Source organism: Archangium violaceum Cb vi76 (assembly GCF_000733295.1).
GTDB lineage: Bacteria > Myxococcota > Myxococcia > Myxococcales > Myxococcaceae > Archangium > Archangium violaceum.
Window position 1 is genome coordinate 1 of record NZ_JPMI01000032.1, and the last position, 15,286, is coordinate 15,286.

12 protein-coding genes are annotated in these 15,286 nt (G+C 70.5%); 6 read left to right on the forward strand and 6 right to left on the reverse strand.

The annotated features are described in order from the left end of the window. Positions 1-3: 3 nt before the first annotated feature. Together Q664_RS62880 and Q664_RS05865 are read left to right on the forward strand one after the other, a co-directional pair. Positions 4-135, forward strand: coding sequence for a hypothetical protein (locus Q664_RS62880; protein WP_369406325.1), 132 nt, complete (start codon positions 4-6; stop codon positions 133-135). Then, positions 75-353 carry a hypothetical protein gene (locus Q664_RS05865; protein WP_043390759.1) on the forward strand — a complete coding sequence of 93 codons (279 nt, stop codon included), beginning with the start codon at positions 75-77 and terminating at the stop codon, positions 351-353. Before Q664_RS62880 ends, Q664_RS05865 begins: the two co-directional genes overlap by 61 nt. A 14-nt stretch (positions 354-367) precedes the next feature. Here the strand turns inward: Q664_RS05865 and Q664_RS05870 are convergent, their stop codons facing one another. The 5 genes from Q664_RS05870 to Q664_RS05890 form a co-directional block, all read right to left on the reverse strand. After that, a complete protein-coding gene (locus tag Q664_RS05870) occupies positions 368-3,475 on the reverse strand; it encodes an efflux RND transporter permease subunit (protein WP_043390761.1) in 3,108 nt (1,035 codons plus the stop codon). Positions 3,476-3,487: 12 nt separating this feature from the next. Next, positions 3,488-4,678 (reverse strand): efflux RND transporter periplasmic adaptor subunit, encoded by a 1,191-nt coding sequence (locus Q664_RS05875; RefSeq protein ID WP_043390763.1) that lies wholly within the window; start codon positions 4,676-4,678, stop codon positions 3,488-3,490. Further along, positions 4,675-5,904 carry a TolC family protein gene (locus Q664_RS05880; RefSeq protein ID WP_043390765.1) on the reverse strand — a complete coding sequence of 410 codons (1,230 nt, stop codon included), beginning with the start codon at positions 5,902-5,904 and terminating at the stop codon, positions 4,675-4,677. The genes Q664_RS05875 and Q664_RS05880 overlap by 4 nt, the downstream gene beginning before the upstream one ends. Positions 5,905-6,008: 104 nt before the next feature. Next, on the reverse strand, positions 6,009-6,326 hold the full coding sequence (locus Q664_RS05885) for a hypothetical protein (RefSeq protein WP_235216576.1): 318 nt from the start codon (positions 6,324-6,326) through the stop codon (positions 6,009-6,011). 113 nt (positions 6,327-6,439) lie between these two features. Then, a complete protein-coding gene (locus tag Q664_RS05890) occupies positions 6,440-7,060 on the reverse strand; it encodes a DUF1801 domain-containing protein (RefSeq protein ID WP_084609548.1) in 621 nt (206 codons plus the stop codon). Positions 7,061-7,121: 61 nt separating this feature from the next. On the opposite strand from Q664_RS05890, the gene dhaL reads away from it, so the two are divergent. The 3 genes from dhaL (at position 7,122) to Q664_RS05905 (ending at position 13,112) form a co-directional block, all read left to right on the forward strand. Further along, positions 7,122-8,819 carry a dihydroxyacetone kinase subunit DhaL gene (gene dhaL / locus Q664_RS05895; protein WP_043390767.1) on the forward strand — a complete coding sequence of 566 codons (1,698 nt, stop codon included), beginning with the start codon at positions 7,122-7,124 and terminating at the stop codon, positions 8,817-8,819. Positions 8,820-9,137: 318 nt separating this feature from the next. Continuing rightward, a complete protein-coding gene (locus Q664_RS05900) occupies positions 9,138-11,036 on the forward strand; it encodes a M4 family metallopeptidase (RefSeq protein WP_043390769.1) in 1,899 nt (632 codons plus the stop codon). Between the two features lie 210 nt (positions 11,037-11,246). Further along, a complete protein-coding gene (locus Q664_RS05905) occupies positions 11,247-13,112 on the forward strand; it encodes a sulfatase-like hydrolase/transferase (RefSeq protein WP_043390771.1) in 1,866 nt (621 codons plus the stop codon). 15 nt (positions 13,113-13,127) lie between these two features. Here the strand turns inward: Q664_RS05905 and Q664_RS05910 are convergent, their stop codons facing one another. After that, complete coding sequence (locus tag Q664_RS05910; RefSeq protein ID WP_043390773.1) at positions 13,128-13,370, reverse strand: hypothetical protein; 243 nt, start codon at positions 13,368-13,370, stop codon at positions 13,128-13,130. Between the two features lie 147 nt (positions 13,371-13,517). Between Q664_RS05910 and Q664_RS05915 the strand changes: the two genes are divergently transcribed. Next, complete coding sequence (locus tag Q664_RS05915; RefSeq protein ID WP_160174347.1) at positions 13,518-15,230, forward strand: hypothetical protein; 1,713 nt, start codon at positions 13,518-13,520, stop codon at positions 15,228-15,230. Positions 15,231-15,286 lie beyond the last annotated feature (56 nt).

Consider the following 15,286-nt stretch of genomic DNA (forward strand, 5'->3'; position numbering starts at 1 on the left):
TACCTGACCGACGTGCTGGAGAAGCTCGCTGGGGGCTGGCCACAGCGCCGGCTCGAGGAACTGCTGCCGCCCATGTGGAAGGCGTTGCGCGAAGCCTCCGCGCAGGCTCCCTCTGCCTCGCCCGCGACGACCTGAGCGCCGCTCCTCCCGATCGAATCAAGCGGCGCGCCCCCTACCACATCTCCGTCTCCACGCTGCACCGCTCCGCCGAGCGGATACTCGCCAACGAGAAGTTGATCACCTGGCCCATCCTCGAGACGGAGAGCAAGGACGTGGCCGCCAACATCCGCACCCTGGCCAGCGGGGAGTTCCAAATCAAGCTCCCCGCCGCCGCCACCACCTCGGCGGCCTGAGTGGCCTGTCCGTCTCACGCTGACGGAGCCCTCCGGGCCGCGATGCGTTGGCCCACGCGCTCCTGGACTCCATGGACGAGCGCATAGAAGGTGGGCAGCGCCAGCAGTGTGAAGAGCGTCGAGGTCAGCAGGCCTCCCACCATGACCACCGCCAGCGGACGCTCGATCTCCGTCCCATGGAGCGGAAGCACCAGCAGGGGCAGCAATCCGAGGATGGCCGTTCCCGCCGTCATCAACTTCGGCCGTACGCGGCCGATGCTGGCCTCGCGCACGGCCTCGGCGAAGGGCTTGCCTTCCGCCATGAGCCCCTTCGTCTGTGCCACCAGCACCAGGCCATTCTGCACCGCGATGCCGAACAGGCCGATGAGGCCCACCAGGCTCGACACGTTCCACGTCTCCCCGGCCAGCAGCAGCGCGAGGATGCCTCCCACGAAGGCGTCCGGCAGCGTGGCGAGGATGACGAGCGCCTCGGCCAATGAGCCCAGCGCCAGGTACAGCAACAAGAAGACGGCGAGCAGCGCCACCGCGATGGCCACCAGGAGGGACTGCTGCGCCCGCTCCTGGCTCTCCACCCGGCCTCCCACGTCCAGGAAGTAACCCGTGGGCAACTTCAGCTCGGCCGCCAGCCGCTCGCGGATCTCCGCCGCCGTGCTCCCCAGGTCGCGCCCCACCACGCTCGCCTCCACCGCGATGCGCCGGCTCCCCGCCTCGCGGCGCACGCTCCCCGCCCCCGTCGTCTCCTCGATCGTGGCCAGCTGGTTGAGCGGAATCCGCGAGCCATCATGTCCGTCCACCAGCAGCTCCCGGATGGCGTTGATGTCCCCCCGGTGGTGATCCGCCAGGCGCAACACGAGATCGAACCGGCGCTGGCCCTGCCACACCTGGGACTCCTCCTCACCCACCAGCCCCACCCGCACCGCCCGGATGACGTCGCCCGGCGTGAGCCCCACCCGGGCCACCGCGGCGCGGTTCACGTCGATGCGCAACTGTGGCAGCCCACTGAGCTTCTCCACCCGCAGATCCTCCACTCCCTTCACCCGCGCCATGACGGCACGCGCCCGCTCCCCGAGATCCGCGAGCCGCTCCAGATCCGGGCCGAAGATGCGCACCGAGATGTCCGCGGGGCTGCCGCCCAGGCCCTCGTCGATGCGCATGCCCAGGGGCGTGGTGAAGAGCACGGACACGCCCGGCACCTTGGCCACCGCCCGGCGCATCTCCGCCTCCAGGACTTCCGGGCTCCGTCCCCTCTCCTTCTTCAACACCACCAGCACATCCGAGACGGTGTGCGGCATGGGATCCTCGGTCCGCTCGGCCCGTCCCGTGCGGCGCACCACGTCCTCCACCTCGGGGAACTGGCGCAGCACGTCCTCCACGCGGTGGTTGAGCCGATCCACCTCTTCCAGCGACGCCTCGGGCGGCAGCATCGTCTGGAGGAGCAGCGCGCCCTCATCCAGCTTGGGCATGAAGTCGCTGCCCACCGCGAAGGCGAGCCCCAGGGCCGGCACCGTGATGGCCAGTGCCACCACGCGCACGAGGCCCGCCCTCCGCATGCAGGCGTCGAGCAGCGGGGCATACACGGCCTTCACCCGGCGGATGAGCCCCACGTCTTCCGACTGTCCCTCCTCGTGGGGCCGCAGGAAGAGCGCCGAGGCCACCGGCACCAGTGTCAGGGCGAGCAGCAACGAAGCGGCGAGACACGCCACCACCGCCGCCGCGAGCGGCTGGTACATGCGCCCCTCGATGCCCGACATGGCGAAGAGTGGAATGAAGACGGAGACGACGATCAGGGTCGCGAAGGTGATGGGCCGGCCCACCTCGCGCGCCGCCTTCAGTGCCTGGGCCTTCCGGGCTGCCTTGTCGCTCCCGGCCCGGAGCCGGTGGATGATGTTCTCGGTGACGATGATGGCCGCGTCCACCAGCAGGCCCACGGCGATCGCCAGTCCGCCGAGCGTCATGGTGTTGATGCCCACACCGGCCACCTTCAGCAGCAGGCCCGCCAGCGCGAGCGAGAGCGGCAGCGTGAGCGTGACGATGGCCGCGGCGCGAATGTCCCCCAGCAGCCCGAAGAGGACGAGCACCACCAGGAAGGCACCGATGAGGATGGCCCGGCTGACCCCGCCCAGCGACGAGGACACCAGCTCCGACTGGTCATACACGACGCGCAGGCTGACTCCCGGCGGGAGGCTCGCCCGCAGATCGGTAATGGCCCGGCGCACCCCCTCCGCCACCTTCATCGTGTCCGCGCCGAACTGCTTGCTGATGCGGCAGCTCACCACCTCGCCCTCGAGCCGGTGGGCCATGCCTCGGCGGATGGCCGGCGCCTCCCGCACGTCGGCCACGTCCCCGAGCAGCACCGGCGTTCCCCCCCGCAGCGCCACCACCGTGCCGCGCAAGTCCTCCAGCGTCTCGGCCCGTCCCACCGCCCGCACCGTCCACTCCAGCGGCCCCTGCACCACGAAGCCTCCCGAGGCGTTGAGGTTGGCCCCCTCCAGGGCGTGGGACACCTCGTCCAGGGAGATGCCCCGGCCCACCATCTGCTCCGCGTCGAGCTGCACCTGGAACTGACGCAGGTAGCCGCCCAGCCGCTCCACGCCCGCCACCCCGGGTACGGCGAGCAGCCGGTTCTTCACCTCGAACTCGGCCAGGTCGCGCAGCGCCATCAGGTCCACCGTCCCCGGCTCCGCTTCCAGGGTGAACTCGAACACCTCGTTGAGCCGCCCGGTGAGGCTGGAGATGAGTGGTGCATCCGTCCCGGGGGGCAGCTCGCTGGTGGCCGCCGCCACGCGCTCGGCGACGAACTGGCGGCTGCGGTAGTAGTCCGCGTCCGGCTCGAACTCCACCGTCACCTGGGTGACGCCCAGTTGCGAGGTGGAGCGGATGCGGCGCACGTCCGGCAGGCCCGCGAGCGCCACCTCCATGGGAATGGCCACCGCCGTCTCGAGCTCCTCCGCCCCCATGGCCGGGTTCTGAACGATCACGTTGAAGATGGGCGCGGACAGGTCCGGGAAGACATCCCGGCGCAGGCCCTGGAAGGCCACCACGCCGAACGCGGAGAGCGCCAGGGCCAGCACCACCGTGAGGCCAGGACGCGAGAAGGACGCCTCGAGAATGCGCGCGATCATGCCCGGCTCCGCTCAGTGCTCATGGTGCTCGCCCCCGCCCCGGGACTTCTCCACCTCGGCCCGGAGGAGGAAGGCCCCGTCCACCACCACCTGCTCGCCGGGCGCGAGACCCGAGAGCACCTCCACGTCTCCCGCGAGCGTGCGGCCACGCCCCACCTGCCGCCGCTCGAAGGCGCCCTCTCCCCTGGGAAGGAAGGCGTACCAGCCATTCTCCAGCCGCTGGAGGGCCGCCGCCGGTACGGTGGTGACGGTGGCTCCTTTCTCGCCCAGCGGAATGAAGGCCGAGGCGGACATGCCCGGCCTCAGCACGCCGTCCGGGTTGTCCAACTCCAACCGCACGGGGATGGTGCGCGAGGCCGGATCCACCCGCTGGCCCACGAAGCCCACCTTCGCGGTGAAGTCCTTGCCGGGAATCGCGGCGAAGGTGATGCGCGCCGGGGCTCCGGATTGGATGCGCACCGCGTCCCGCTCGAAGGCATGGACGGTGAGCCACAAGCGCGACAGGTCCCCCACGTGGAAGAGGCTCTGGGATGGATCGGCCATCTGCCCCATCACCGCGTGGCGCTCGATGACCGTGCCGTCCACCGGCGAGCGCAGCGTGAAGCCCGCGGTCCCTCGCGCACCCGCCGCCTCCTGCGCGTCCACTCCGAGCGCCTGGAGCTCCGAGCGTGCCGCCGCCAGCTCGGCCTCGGCCGTGGCCGCTTCGGCGTCGGCGGCCTGCACGTCCTTCTGGGCCACGATGCGCTCGGCCCCCAGGGTCCGCTTGCGCTCCGCCGCCTGCCGGGCGGCATTGGCACGGGCCTGCGCGGACTGGAGGGCCGCGCGGGCCTTGCCCAGCTCGGGGCTCTGCAACTCCACCAGCGGCTGGCCCTTCTTCACCTGCTGGCCCGGCGTGGCCCGGAGGGCGAGCACCCGCGCCGGAATGGGTGAAGCCACCTCGGCGTAGGCGTCCTCGTTCACGCCCAGCTCACCGAGCACCGTCACCCCTTCTCCACCGGGGCGCTGCTGCACCGGGGCCGTGGTGACGCGCAGGTCTCGCAGCATCTCCGGATCGATGTGGACGACGGTCTCGTCCTCGTCCTCTCCGTGGGCATGATTCCCGGTTTCCTGCTCGTGGGCATGCTCCTCTTCATGAGGAGGCGCCTCCCGCTTGCAGGCGGAGAGCCCGAGGAGGAAGGCCATGAGGAAATGGTAGGGCTTCATCGAAGGGCTCCGGACTGCACGGTGAGTTGGACCCGGGAAAGCGCGGCCTGCAGGAGCCGGGCGAGGTACTCCGCGCGCGCGTCGAGCACGTCCCGGCGCACGAGGAGGAACGCGGCGAGGCCCATCTCCCCGGCCTCGTAGGATTTGCGCGCCAGCAGCTCGTTGTCCGCGAGCAACGGGAGGGCCTCGCCCTCGAGCAGCTCCACCGCCTCGCGATCCTTGCGGTACTGGACGAGGGCGGCCTGCACCTGGACGGCCTGGGCCCGGCGTGTGGCCTCCAGCGCCACCTGGAGACGCCGCACCCGGGCCTCGCCCGACACCCGGGCGGACTGCCCCCGGGCGAAGAGTGGCAACGTGACGCCCAGGGTTCCGACGAGGGCACGCTCATCGCCCTCGTTCTCGTAGCGGACCCCCACGTTGAGATCGGGCCACTCGGAGCCCTCGCCCAGGCGCTGATCCGCCCGGGCCTCCTCCAGTTCCGCCGTCAGGGCGGTGACATCCGGGCGCTCGGGCAGCGAGGGCGGAAGCTCCACGGGCCCGGCGGCCAGGGCACTCAAGTCACCTCGCGGCGAGAGCTGCGCATCCACCGGCAGGCCGAGCCATTCACGAAGCGCCCCGAGCTGGGCCGCCTCCGCCCCCTCGGCGCTCGCCACCTCGGCCCGGGCCCGCGCCAGGGCCACCCGCGCCACGTTGACGTCCACCACGGGCACGTCCCCGGCCTCGAATCGCCGCTGGGTGGACCGGGCGAAGTCCCGGGCGGCCTCTTCCGCGGCTCGCGCCAGACGGAGCCGCTCCCGGGCATGCAGCGCCCGCAGGAAGGTGGCCGCCACCTCCCCGAGCACCCGGCGCTCCGTGTCCCGCTGGAGGGCCGTCTCCCGGGCGAGCCCGGCGCGGGCCGCCTCGAGGCGGGAACCCCGCTTGCCACCCAGCTCGACGGGTTGGGAGAGCCCCACGACGACATTCGGGGCCTGCTCACCGGTGGCCAGGGTGCGCGGGCCCGCTTCGAGCGACAGCGTGGGGTTGTTGTGCAACAGCGGAGAGGTGCCAGCCACGGGCCCCCTCGCTTCGGCCACGCGGCCCGCGGCCTCCAGCAAGGCCGGGGCACGCTGGCGGGCCAGGGACAGGGCCTCTTCCAGGGTGAGCTCAGAGGGCTGGGCCGCACCGGGGCGCGGCCAGAGCAACACGGTGACGAGCCCGAAGGCCGCCACCGCCAGACGGTGGAACACGAGAGACCTCGCGAAGGTGGACGGGCGCCAGGAGCGAGGTGCTCCCCCGGACAGCCGGGGCACACCCCTCCCGATGACGCTCGAGGCAATGGACGAACAGGTGCCTACGCGAGGAGGACTATTGGGACGTGCAGGATGTCCCCCACATCGGCCGAAGCGGGCTCGTCCTCTTCGTACCCGGCGACCGGAGGAGGCCTCGGAGCCCGGGGTACCATGGAGGGGACGGGGGCCACGACCACCAGGCGCACGTGGGAGCAGCAGACGCAGTCGGTGCAATCCGGGGCACACTGCCCATGCTCGTCATCATCCGGGCAGCTCTGCATGCACACGTCACCCGAGCTGGCAGCCGACAACAGGCCACTGCCGGCCGGGGTACACAGCAACAGGCTGAGCAGGAAGAAGACGCGGAGCACCGGGAGCATTCCTAGCACGTCGGCGAGCGACTTGCTCGGGGTTGTCGTGTGGCGAGTGTTGAGAAGGCCGTCCACGCCTCTCGAAGTGCGAGAGACACCGCGGAAGGTGCCCCGTCCTCTGCTCAGGCGCGCTTCTTCGCCGCCGTCTTCTTCACCGCGGGCTTCTTGGCCGCCGTCTTTTTCGCCGCCGTCTTCTTGGCCGCTGCCTTGCTGGCCACCGTCTTCTTCGCGGCCGGCTTGCTCTTGGCAGCGGGCTTGCCCTTCGCGGCGGCGGGCGCCTTCTTCTTCTCCGTCGACTGGAGCACGGACTCGTACTGCTGGATGTACGCCTTGGCGGGCGCCCGGCGGATGACCTCGCCGAGCACATCGAGCGCGACGTCCTGGAGCTTCTTGAAGCGCACGCACGACTTGCCCATGTCGAGCTTCTTGCCCGTCTTCGCCCACGCCTCGCGGAACCACTTCTCGTGCTGCGGCGATCCGTAGACGCCCATCAGGTAGACGGCCATGTGGTTCTTCTGCGAGGCCAGCGCGGCGAAGGGCAGCGGCTGCTTCGGATCCACGTGGTAGCCCGAGGGGAACACCTTGTGCGGGACGTAGTAGCCGATCATCCCGTACTGGATGCCCTCCTCGTAGTCCTTGTCGAGGTTCTCGAGGATGACGTCGCGTACGGCGGAGATCGCCGCGCGGCGGTCCTCCGGAAGCGAGGCGAGGTATTGGTCGACGGTGGTGGCTTTGCTCTGCATGGAGGCCAGTGTAGCGGTCTCGAACTTGACGGATCCAGGCTCGTGCGGCCACCGTGCGCGGATGAAGAAACTCGTCAATGCCCCGCGCTCCGTCGTGGGGGAGATGCTCGAGGGTCTGGTCTCGCTGTCTCCGGAGCAGGCGCTGCTGGAGGGCGAGTCCGTGGTGGTCCGTGCCGGCCTTCCCGCCGAGCCCCGGCAACGCGAGGTCGCGGTGCTCTCCGGCGGTGGCAGCGGGCACGAACCGGCGCATGCCGGCTATGTGGGCACCGGCATGCTGCACGCGGCGGTCGCGGGTGACGTGTTCACCTCGCCCAGCACCGACGCCGTCCTGGCGGCGATCCGCGCGGTGGCGGGTCCGGCGGGCGCGCTCCTGATCGTGAAGAACTACACCGGGGACCGGCTGAACTTCGGCCTCGCCGCCGAGCTGGCGCGCGCCGAGGGCATCCCCACGGAGGTCGTCATCGTCGCCGACGACGTCTCCCTGCACGACACCGTCGAGCCCGAGCGCCGCCGGGGCATCGCCGGCACCGTGCTGGTGCACAAGGTGGCGGGTGCCGCCGCGGCCTCGGGCGCCCCGCTCGCGGAGGTCGCACGGGAAGCCGCCGCCACCGCCGCCGCGCTCGGCACCATGGGCGTCGCACTGGGCCCCTGTACCGTGCCCGCCGCGGGCCGGCCTGGCTTCACGCTCGGCGAGGACGAGATGGAGCTCGGGCTGGGCATCCATGGTGAACAGGGCGTGCGGCGCGTGCCGATGCAGCCGGCCGACGCATTGGTGGACACCCTGCTGGCCACCATTCTCGAGGATCGGCGCATCGTCGCGGGTGAGCGCGTGGCCCTGCTGATCAATGGACTGGGCGGGACTCCGCCCATGGAGCTGGCGATCGTCGCCCGCCGGGCCCTGGCCGTGCTGCGCGAACAAGGCATCGTCGTGGAGCGGGCCTGGTGCGGCTCGTTCCTGACCGCCCTGGAGATGCCGGGCTGCTCGCTGACCGTATTGAAGGTGGACGACGAGCGGCTGCGCCGGCTGGACGCGGCCACCACCGCACCGGCCTGGCCGGGAAGCGGCAGGCTCGCCCCACTCCGCCGCATCCGTCCCGTGGCGCCCGTGCCGCCCTCCCCCGTGTCTTCCAACGCGGAGCAGCCGGGAATGGCTCGGTTCAAGGAGGCGGTGCTGGCCATCGCCGATGCGCTCGACGCGGCCGAGCCGCGCCTGACCGAGCTCGACAGCGCCGCGGGAGATGGTGATCTCGGCATCAGCCTGGCACGAGGCGCGGCGGCCCTGCGCGCCCTGCCCGCGTCCTCCTGGTCGAGCCCCGCCCGGGCGCTGACGGCGATGGGCGAGGCCCTGCGCCGCAGCATCGGCGGGAGCTCGGGGCCCTTCTACGCCACCGCGTTGCTGCGCGCCGCCCGTCACCTGACGCACGAGCGTCCGGACGCGCTGGCCTGGGCCGAGGCCTTCCGGGCCGGTGTCGAGGCCGTGGCGGAGCTCGGGGGTGCCCGTCCTGGAGACCGCACGATGCTCGACGCCCTGCATCCGGCCGCGGACACCTTCGCGCGGGCACTGAAGGAAGGCCGGCCGCCCGCCGGGGCCTGGGAGGCCTGTGTCCAGGCGGCGGAGCGCGGCGCGGAGGCCACCACGCGGATGAAGCCGCGCCTGGGACGGGCCAGCTATCTCGGCGATCGCGCCCTCGGTGTTCCCGACGCCGGAGCGGCGGCCGCCGTCGTGTGGCTGAAGCCGCTTTCGCGATTCATCCGGTAACCCATGTTTTCGGCCCAAACACTTGCAACGCCAAGCGAGAACCCTCGGGGCAATTCATCCATGCACCCGAGGGGATGGGGCAAAAAGGGCCGCGGCCCGTCGCGGGTCGAATCCGCCGGAGATCAACCGGTTGCACGGAGCGGATGTAAAGCCAGACTACGTTCGGGGCCGCACGGGCTGTGACATTCATGCTCCACCCGGGTCTCGAGGGCTGGGCGGGCTCACAGGGATTCCATCGGGTTCATGAGTTGGCCCGATCCCTGCTCTAGGGACTCCGCGTCCGGCGACATCTCGTCGCAGACTCGAAGGAGTGCCCCCTTGCGTACGCGTTTCCTTGCTGTTGCGCTGCTCGCCCTTCCCCTCGCCGCGTGCGAGGTCGACAACACCCAGCTTCCCGAGGGTGCCCAGAAGTTCGACGAGGCCGCCGACTCGCTCGGCGATGTCCAGGCGGCGCTCGCCGCGCTGCCGTCCGCCAGGGTGGTGGGCGCGGACGAGAACAACTTCCCCTACATGCTCAGCGGCAACCTGGGCTCGGCCAGCGCGAGCCTCACCGGTGACATGCACAGCCGCGTGAGCCAGGCGCTGCCCGGCATCGCCGCCGCGTTCCGCCTGCAGGCCAGCGATCTCGTCGCCAGGCGCACCCGCGTGGACGAGCAGGGCGTCACCCACATCCGCTATGGCCAGATGAAGAACGGCCTGCCGGTGGTGAACGAGGAGCTCGTCCTCCACGTGGACGCCAACGGCACCATCACCGCCGTCAACGGCTCCGCGCGCGACGGTGAGCTCGTCCCCGCCAAGGCGACCATCTCCCCCGAGGCCGCCCGGATCGCCGCGCTCGACGGCACCATCGGCCGCCACCTGGCCTCCGGTGACGCGCGTCTGGTGTACGTGCGCTCCACCCAGGACGGCAAGCTGAAGCTGTCCTACGAGGTGCTGGTGACGGGCGAGGGCGCGGACCTGCCCATCCGCGATCTCGTCTACGTGAGCGCCAGGGATGGCTCGCTGGTGCAGCGCAACTCGAAGGTCCACACCGCGCTCAACCGCAAGGTGTACAGCGCCAACAACGGCACCTCCACCCCGGGTACCCTCAAGCGCTCCGAGGGCGGCGCGGCCACGGGCGACACCCACGTCGACGTGAACTACGACAAGCTGGGTGGCACGTACAACTGCTACAAGAACAACTTCAACCGCGACTCGCTCAACAACGCGGGCGCCACGCTCATCAGCACCGTGCACTACAGCCGCAACTACGTGAACGCCTACTGGGACGGCACCCAGATGGTGTACGGCGACGGTGACGGCGTGAACTCGACGATGCTCGGCCTGTCCGCGGACGTGACCACGCACGAGCTCACCCACGCGGTGACCGAGTACGAGTCCAACCTCACCTACTCGGGTGAGTCCGGCGGCCTCAACGAGGCGATGAGCGACATCTTCGGCGCCTACTGCGAGAGCTACGCCTCGGGCACCTGGGCCACCACCAACGCGGTGTTCATGGTGGGCGACGACATCTGGACCCCGGCCACCCCGAACGACGCGCTCCGCTACATGTACGACCCCGCCAAGGACGGCGCCTCGCTCGACTACTGGACGAGCAGCGCGGGCAGCGTGGACGTGCACTACAGCTCGGGCATCGCCAACCTGGCCTTCACGCTGCTCTCCAAGGGCGGCACGCACCCGCGCGGCAAGAGCACCACGGTCGTCCCGGCGATCGGCGTGCAGAAGGCGGGCGCCATCTTCTACAAGGCCAACACGGACTACATGACGGCCTCCACCAACTACGCCCAGGCGAAGACGTACACGGAGCAGGCCGCCACGGCCCTCTACGGTGCGGGTTCCGCCGAGCTCGCCGCGGTGACGGCGACGTGGACCGCGGTGGGCGTGGGCGTGGTGACGCCGCCCCCGACGTCCAGCCCGCTGACCAACGGCGTGGCGAAGACGGGCCTGTCCGCCTCCACGGGCAACGCGCTGTACTACTACCTGGACGTTCCGGCCAGCAAGGCGTCCTCGTTCGTCCTCAGCGGCGGCTCGGGTGACGCGGACCTGTACGTGAAGGCGGGCGCCACGCCGACCACGTCCGTGTACGACTGCCGCCCGTACCTGTCCGGCAACGCCGAGACGTGCAGCATCGGCGCGAAGACGGCGGCCACCCGCATGTACGTGATGGTCCGCGCCTACAGCACCTTCTCGAGCGTGTCGCTCAAGGGCACGTACTGAGCCTGGGTTCGCTGAAGCGAGGATGAGCTGAACGGGCCCCTGGGAGGCATGCCTCCCGGGGGCTTCGTGCTTTGCCGGACACCGCTCGTCCAACCTGCCCGCCTGCCGTCGAGGCCGGCCAGCGGGCCCTGATGCTCCATCCGGAGGACAAGCGGGCGTGCGACTTTGCTAGGCTCGCGCCGCGATCCCCGGCTGAACGAAGAGGAGGAGATGGTGCGCGGTGCGGCTGTCGCGGTGTGGCAGGTCGTCTCGGCCTGTTACGGGTTCGTCCTGCTGGAGTGGCTCTTCCTCGTCACCCAACAGGGCTTCATGGTCTCGTTGCCATACACGGTGTGGGCCAGTGCCCTCGCGTGCATTCCCCTGGTGCTGGTGCTCCCGGCGCTCGCCGCGCTCCTGCCACTGCTCGGAGCCGAAGCCCTGCTCGCGCGCCTTCCCGAGGGCTCCAGGGCGCGCACGCTGGCCGTCGCCTCCGCCGTCCCGGCCCTGGTGCTGACGGGCCTGTCCTTCCTGCTCATCGACAACTTCACCTACACCCTCTTCGGCTTCGGCGTGGTGAGCGTCCCGAAGTCCCTGCTGTTCCTGTACGTGCTGCTGCTGGCCGTGCTCTTCGTCGTCCTGGTGAGGAAGGTCGCCCTCGCGCGCCAGGAGGTGCTGGCCTCGGGTGGGTGGCGCTGGCGGCTCGCGACGGCCGGCGGGCTCATCACCCTTTCGCTCGGTGTGCTGGCCCTCCGGCTCGCGGGTGGGAGCGGGACGGAGCCCCAGGAAGCCGCCATCGCCAGGGCCGCGGCCGGGTCCCCCAACGTCATCTTCGTCGCCACGGACGGGCTGGAGGCGCGGCGGATGTCCGCCTACGGCTACGAGCGTCCGAACACGCCCTTCCTGGAGCGCTTCAAGGAGCGCACCCTCTTCTTCGAGAACGCCTTTCCCAACGCCGGGCGGACCACGGGCTCGACCACGTCGATGCTCACCTCGCGCTTCCCCACGAGCACGAAGGTCATCTTCCCGCCGCACATCCTCTCCGGCGAGGCGTCGTTCCTGCACCTGCCCGGGCTGCTGCGGCGCGCCGGCTACGAGACGCACCAGTTCACCGTCCGCTACTACGCGGATGGGCCCGATCTGAACATGCTGGGAGGCTTCGAGCACGCCAACGGCCGGCACGTCTCCGTGGAGGTGCCCACGGGGCCCTGGCGGACCCTCATGCAGGAGCGCTACGTGGCCGAGCGCATCGCGGAGCGCCTCACCGAGCGCGTGCTCTACGTGCTCGGCATCCAGCCGATGGTGAATCACTTCAAGCTCGTGCAGTTGCCCACGCGCATCGCCGGCTGGGACACGGACGAGGATCGCATCCAGGGAGCGCTCTCCGCGGCCGAGAAGGCCCAGCGGCCCTTCTTCATGCACATCCACCTGATGGGCACGCACTGCTGTAGCTACCCGCCGAGCGCCAACCCGGTCTTCGCGCGCACCACCCGTTCGCGGGAGAACCAGCTGGATGACGCCATTCTCGACGCGGATCGCCTCCTCGAGCGCTTCATCACCCGGCTCGAGGAGCGCGGGCTGCTGGAGAACACGATGGTGGTCCTCAGCTCGGACCACAACCACGAGTGGAACACGCTCGACCGGGTGCCGTTGATGATCCACTTCCCCGGCGGACGGCACCACGGGGTGGTGAAGGAGAACGCCCAGCTCCTGGACGTGGCGCCCACGGTGCTCGAAACCGTGGGGCTGCCCATCCCGGGATGGATGGAGGGCCGCTCGCTGCTCTCGGCGCGACGCCCTCCCACCGAGCCCATCCTCGGCACGGGCGAGGTCAAGGCGATACTCGCCAACGCGGACTGGGAATACATCTCCCGGCTGCGCAACGCGGGGCCACCGCTCTATGGCATGACCACCGTCTCCGCGATCGTCTGCGACCGGTGGTGGACCCTTCAGCTCAAGACCGGGGAGTTGCAGACGGGCCGGGTGTCCGGGCACACGGCGCCGTGCGCGGAGGAGTCGCTCCCCAAGGCCGAGGACCTCCGGCAACGGTTCCTCTCGCACCTGCGCGAGCGGGGCTTCGAGCTCGCGCACCTGCGGTAGGGGAACCGCCCATCCTCACCGGTCGTTCTTCACGTCACGCGAGTCGGAGGGAGCCGGAGCGGCGGCCGGAGGAGGCAGGGGCTTGCGGCCGAACAGCTCGGTGACGCGGCGCCAGAAGAGCTTGCCGAAGAGGGCCAGACCCGCGAAGCCGCCGAGCAGGATTTGCAGCAGCACGCTGCCGGTGCCGGGGTCCACGTAGGCATGGGCATCCAACGACAGCAGCAGGGAGACGAGGAGCAGGGGGGCCAGGAGTCTCATCGCGCGCGAGCCTAGCAAAGAGCGGCCGTGCGGGCGGAAGCAAGGCGCATGGGCGCGCGAGCCCGGCTACTCGCTGGCCGACGAAGCCCATCGGCCTGGAGCCGGGGGTGATAAGGTCGCCGGCTCCCGATGGCCTCCTCTCCATCCATGCACCCCACCTCGCGTGCAACCGGTCCCCTGCGCTGGGGAGTCCTGCTCCTGCTCGCCGTGGCGGCCTATGTGGGCTGGCGCGAGTTCTGGTTCCTCACCGACGACGCGTTCATCACCTTCCGCTACATCAGCAACAGCCTCCGCGGGTACGGACACACGTGGAATCCGCCGCCCTTCCAGCCGGTGGAGGGCTACTCCAACTTCCTGTGGATGGTGTTGCTGGAGGGCGTGTGGCGGGTGTTCGGCGTGGAGCCACCGGACGCGGCCAACGGGGTGTCGCTCATCTTCAGCTACGGCACGCTGGCGCTCGGCTTCTTCTGGGTGTGGCGCATGGCGCTGCCGCCGGAGCTGACGCGCTACCGCTTCGCGCTCGCCGTGGCGGTGCTGGCCGGAGTCCTCTCCAATCGCACCTTCCTCGCGTGGATGAGCTCCGGGCTGGAGACGGCGCTCTTCATCTTCTGCACCACGCTGTGGTGCGTGGCCATGCTGGAGCAGGACCGGGAGCACAGCCCCAGGGCGGTCGCGGTGGCGTGCACGGCCGCGGCGCTCTCGGCGCTCACCCGGCCGGATGGGATGCTGCTGGTGGCCGCCAGTGGGGTGCTCGTCCTGATGAAGCTCGTGCAGGCGCCACCGCGTGGGAGGTGGGTCCTCACGGCCCTGCCGTTGCTGGCCGTGCCCCTGCACATCGTCTGGCGGCGGCTGTACTACGGAGAGTGGCTCCCCAACACGTACTACGCCAAACACGTGCAGTCCTGGCCGGAGAGCGGCCTGCGCTACGCGCTGTGCTTCCTCATCGAGTACGGGCTGTGGGTGTGGCTGGTGGTGGGGCTCGTCGCCGCCGTCCGGCTGCTGAGGGGCATGGGGTGGCGCGAGGTGGCGGAGCGGTTGTGGCGGCAGCCGGGGCATGTGGCGGTGGTGGGGGTGCTCCTCGCCCACTTCGCCTACTACACGCTGAACATCGGCGGAGATCACTTCGAGTACCGCGTCTACGCGCACCTGGTGCTGCCGCTGATGGTGGCCTTCGTCGCCTTCCTCGGGTGGCTGCGCGTGGGGCGTACCGGCGCGCTCGCGCTGATGGGGACGTTCCTGCTGCTGAGCCTGCCGGTGCAATGGGTGCACTACGCGAAGACGCGGGAGCTCACGACGCGCAAGCAGACGTACCGCCTCCGCCAACCCATCGCGGAGGCCTTCCCGGCGCCGGTGCGTCCGCTGGTGGCGTTGTTCGACACCCAGCAGGACTGGCTCATCTCCCACTTCGTGGGGATGCGGCACCAGGAGCACAAGGTCTTCTTCGAGCACTGGAGCCAGGAGTACCCCACGCGCGAGGAGGGCCAGAAGCTCGCGCTGCCGGAGCGGCCCATGTTGGTGACCCGCTCGGTGGGCGTCCCGGGTTGGGTGCTGCCGGACGTGATCGTCATCGACTACCACGGCCTCAACGATCGGGTGGTGGCACGCACGCCGGTGAAGGAGCAGAAGCTGAAGGAGCGCATCATGGCCCACGACCGGACGCCGCCCGCTGGCTACCTCGAGTGCTTCGAGCCCAACGTGCAGATCAAGCGCCGGCAGCTCCGAACGGGCACGCGGAAGACGCCGCTGACGGACGAGCGCATCCGCGAGTGCGAGGCCCGCTTCGATCCCAGCAAGTCCCCGCCCCCCGCGGACGCTCCCACTCCGGACGCGCCAGGACTCACGGGAGCGGGCGGGGAATAGACCACGAAGACCCTGGACATGGTCCGAGGGTCCGTGGATGTCCCCTCTCCCTCTGG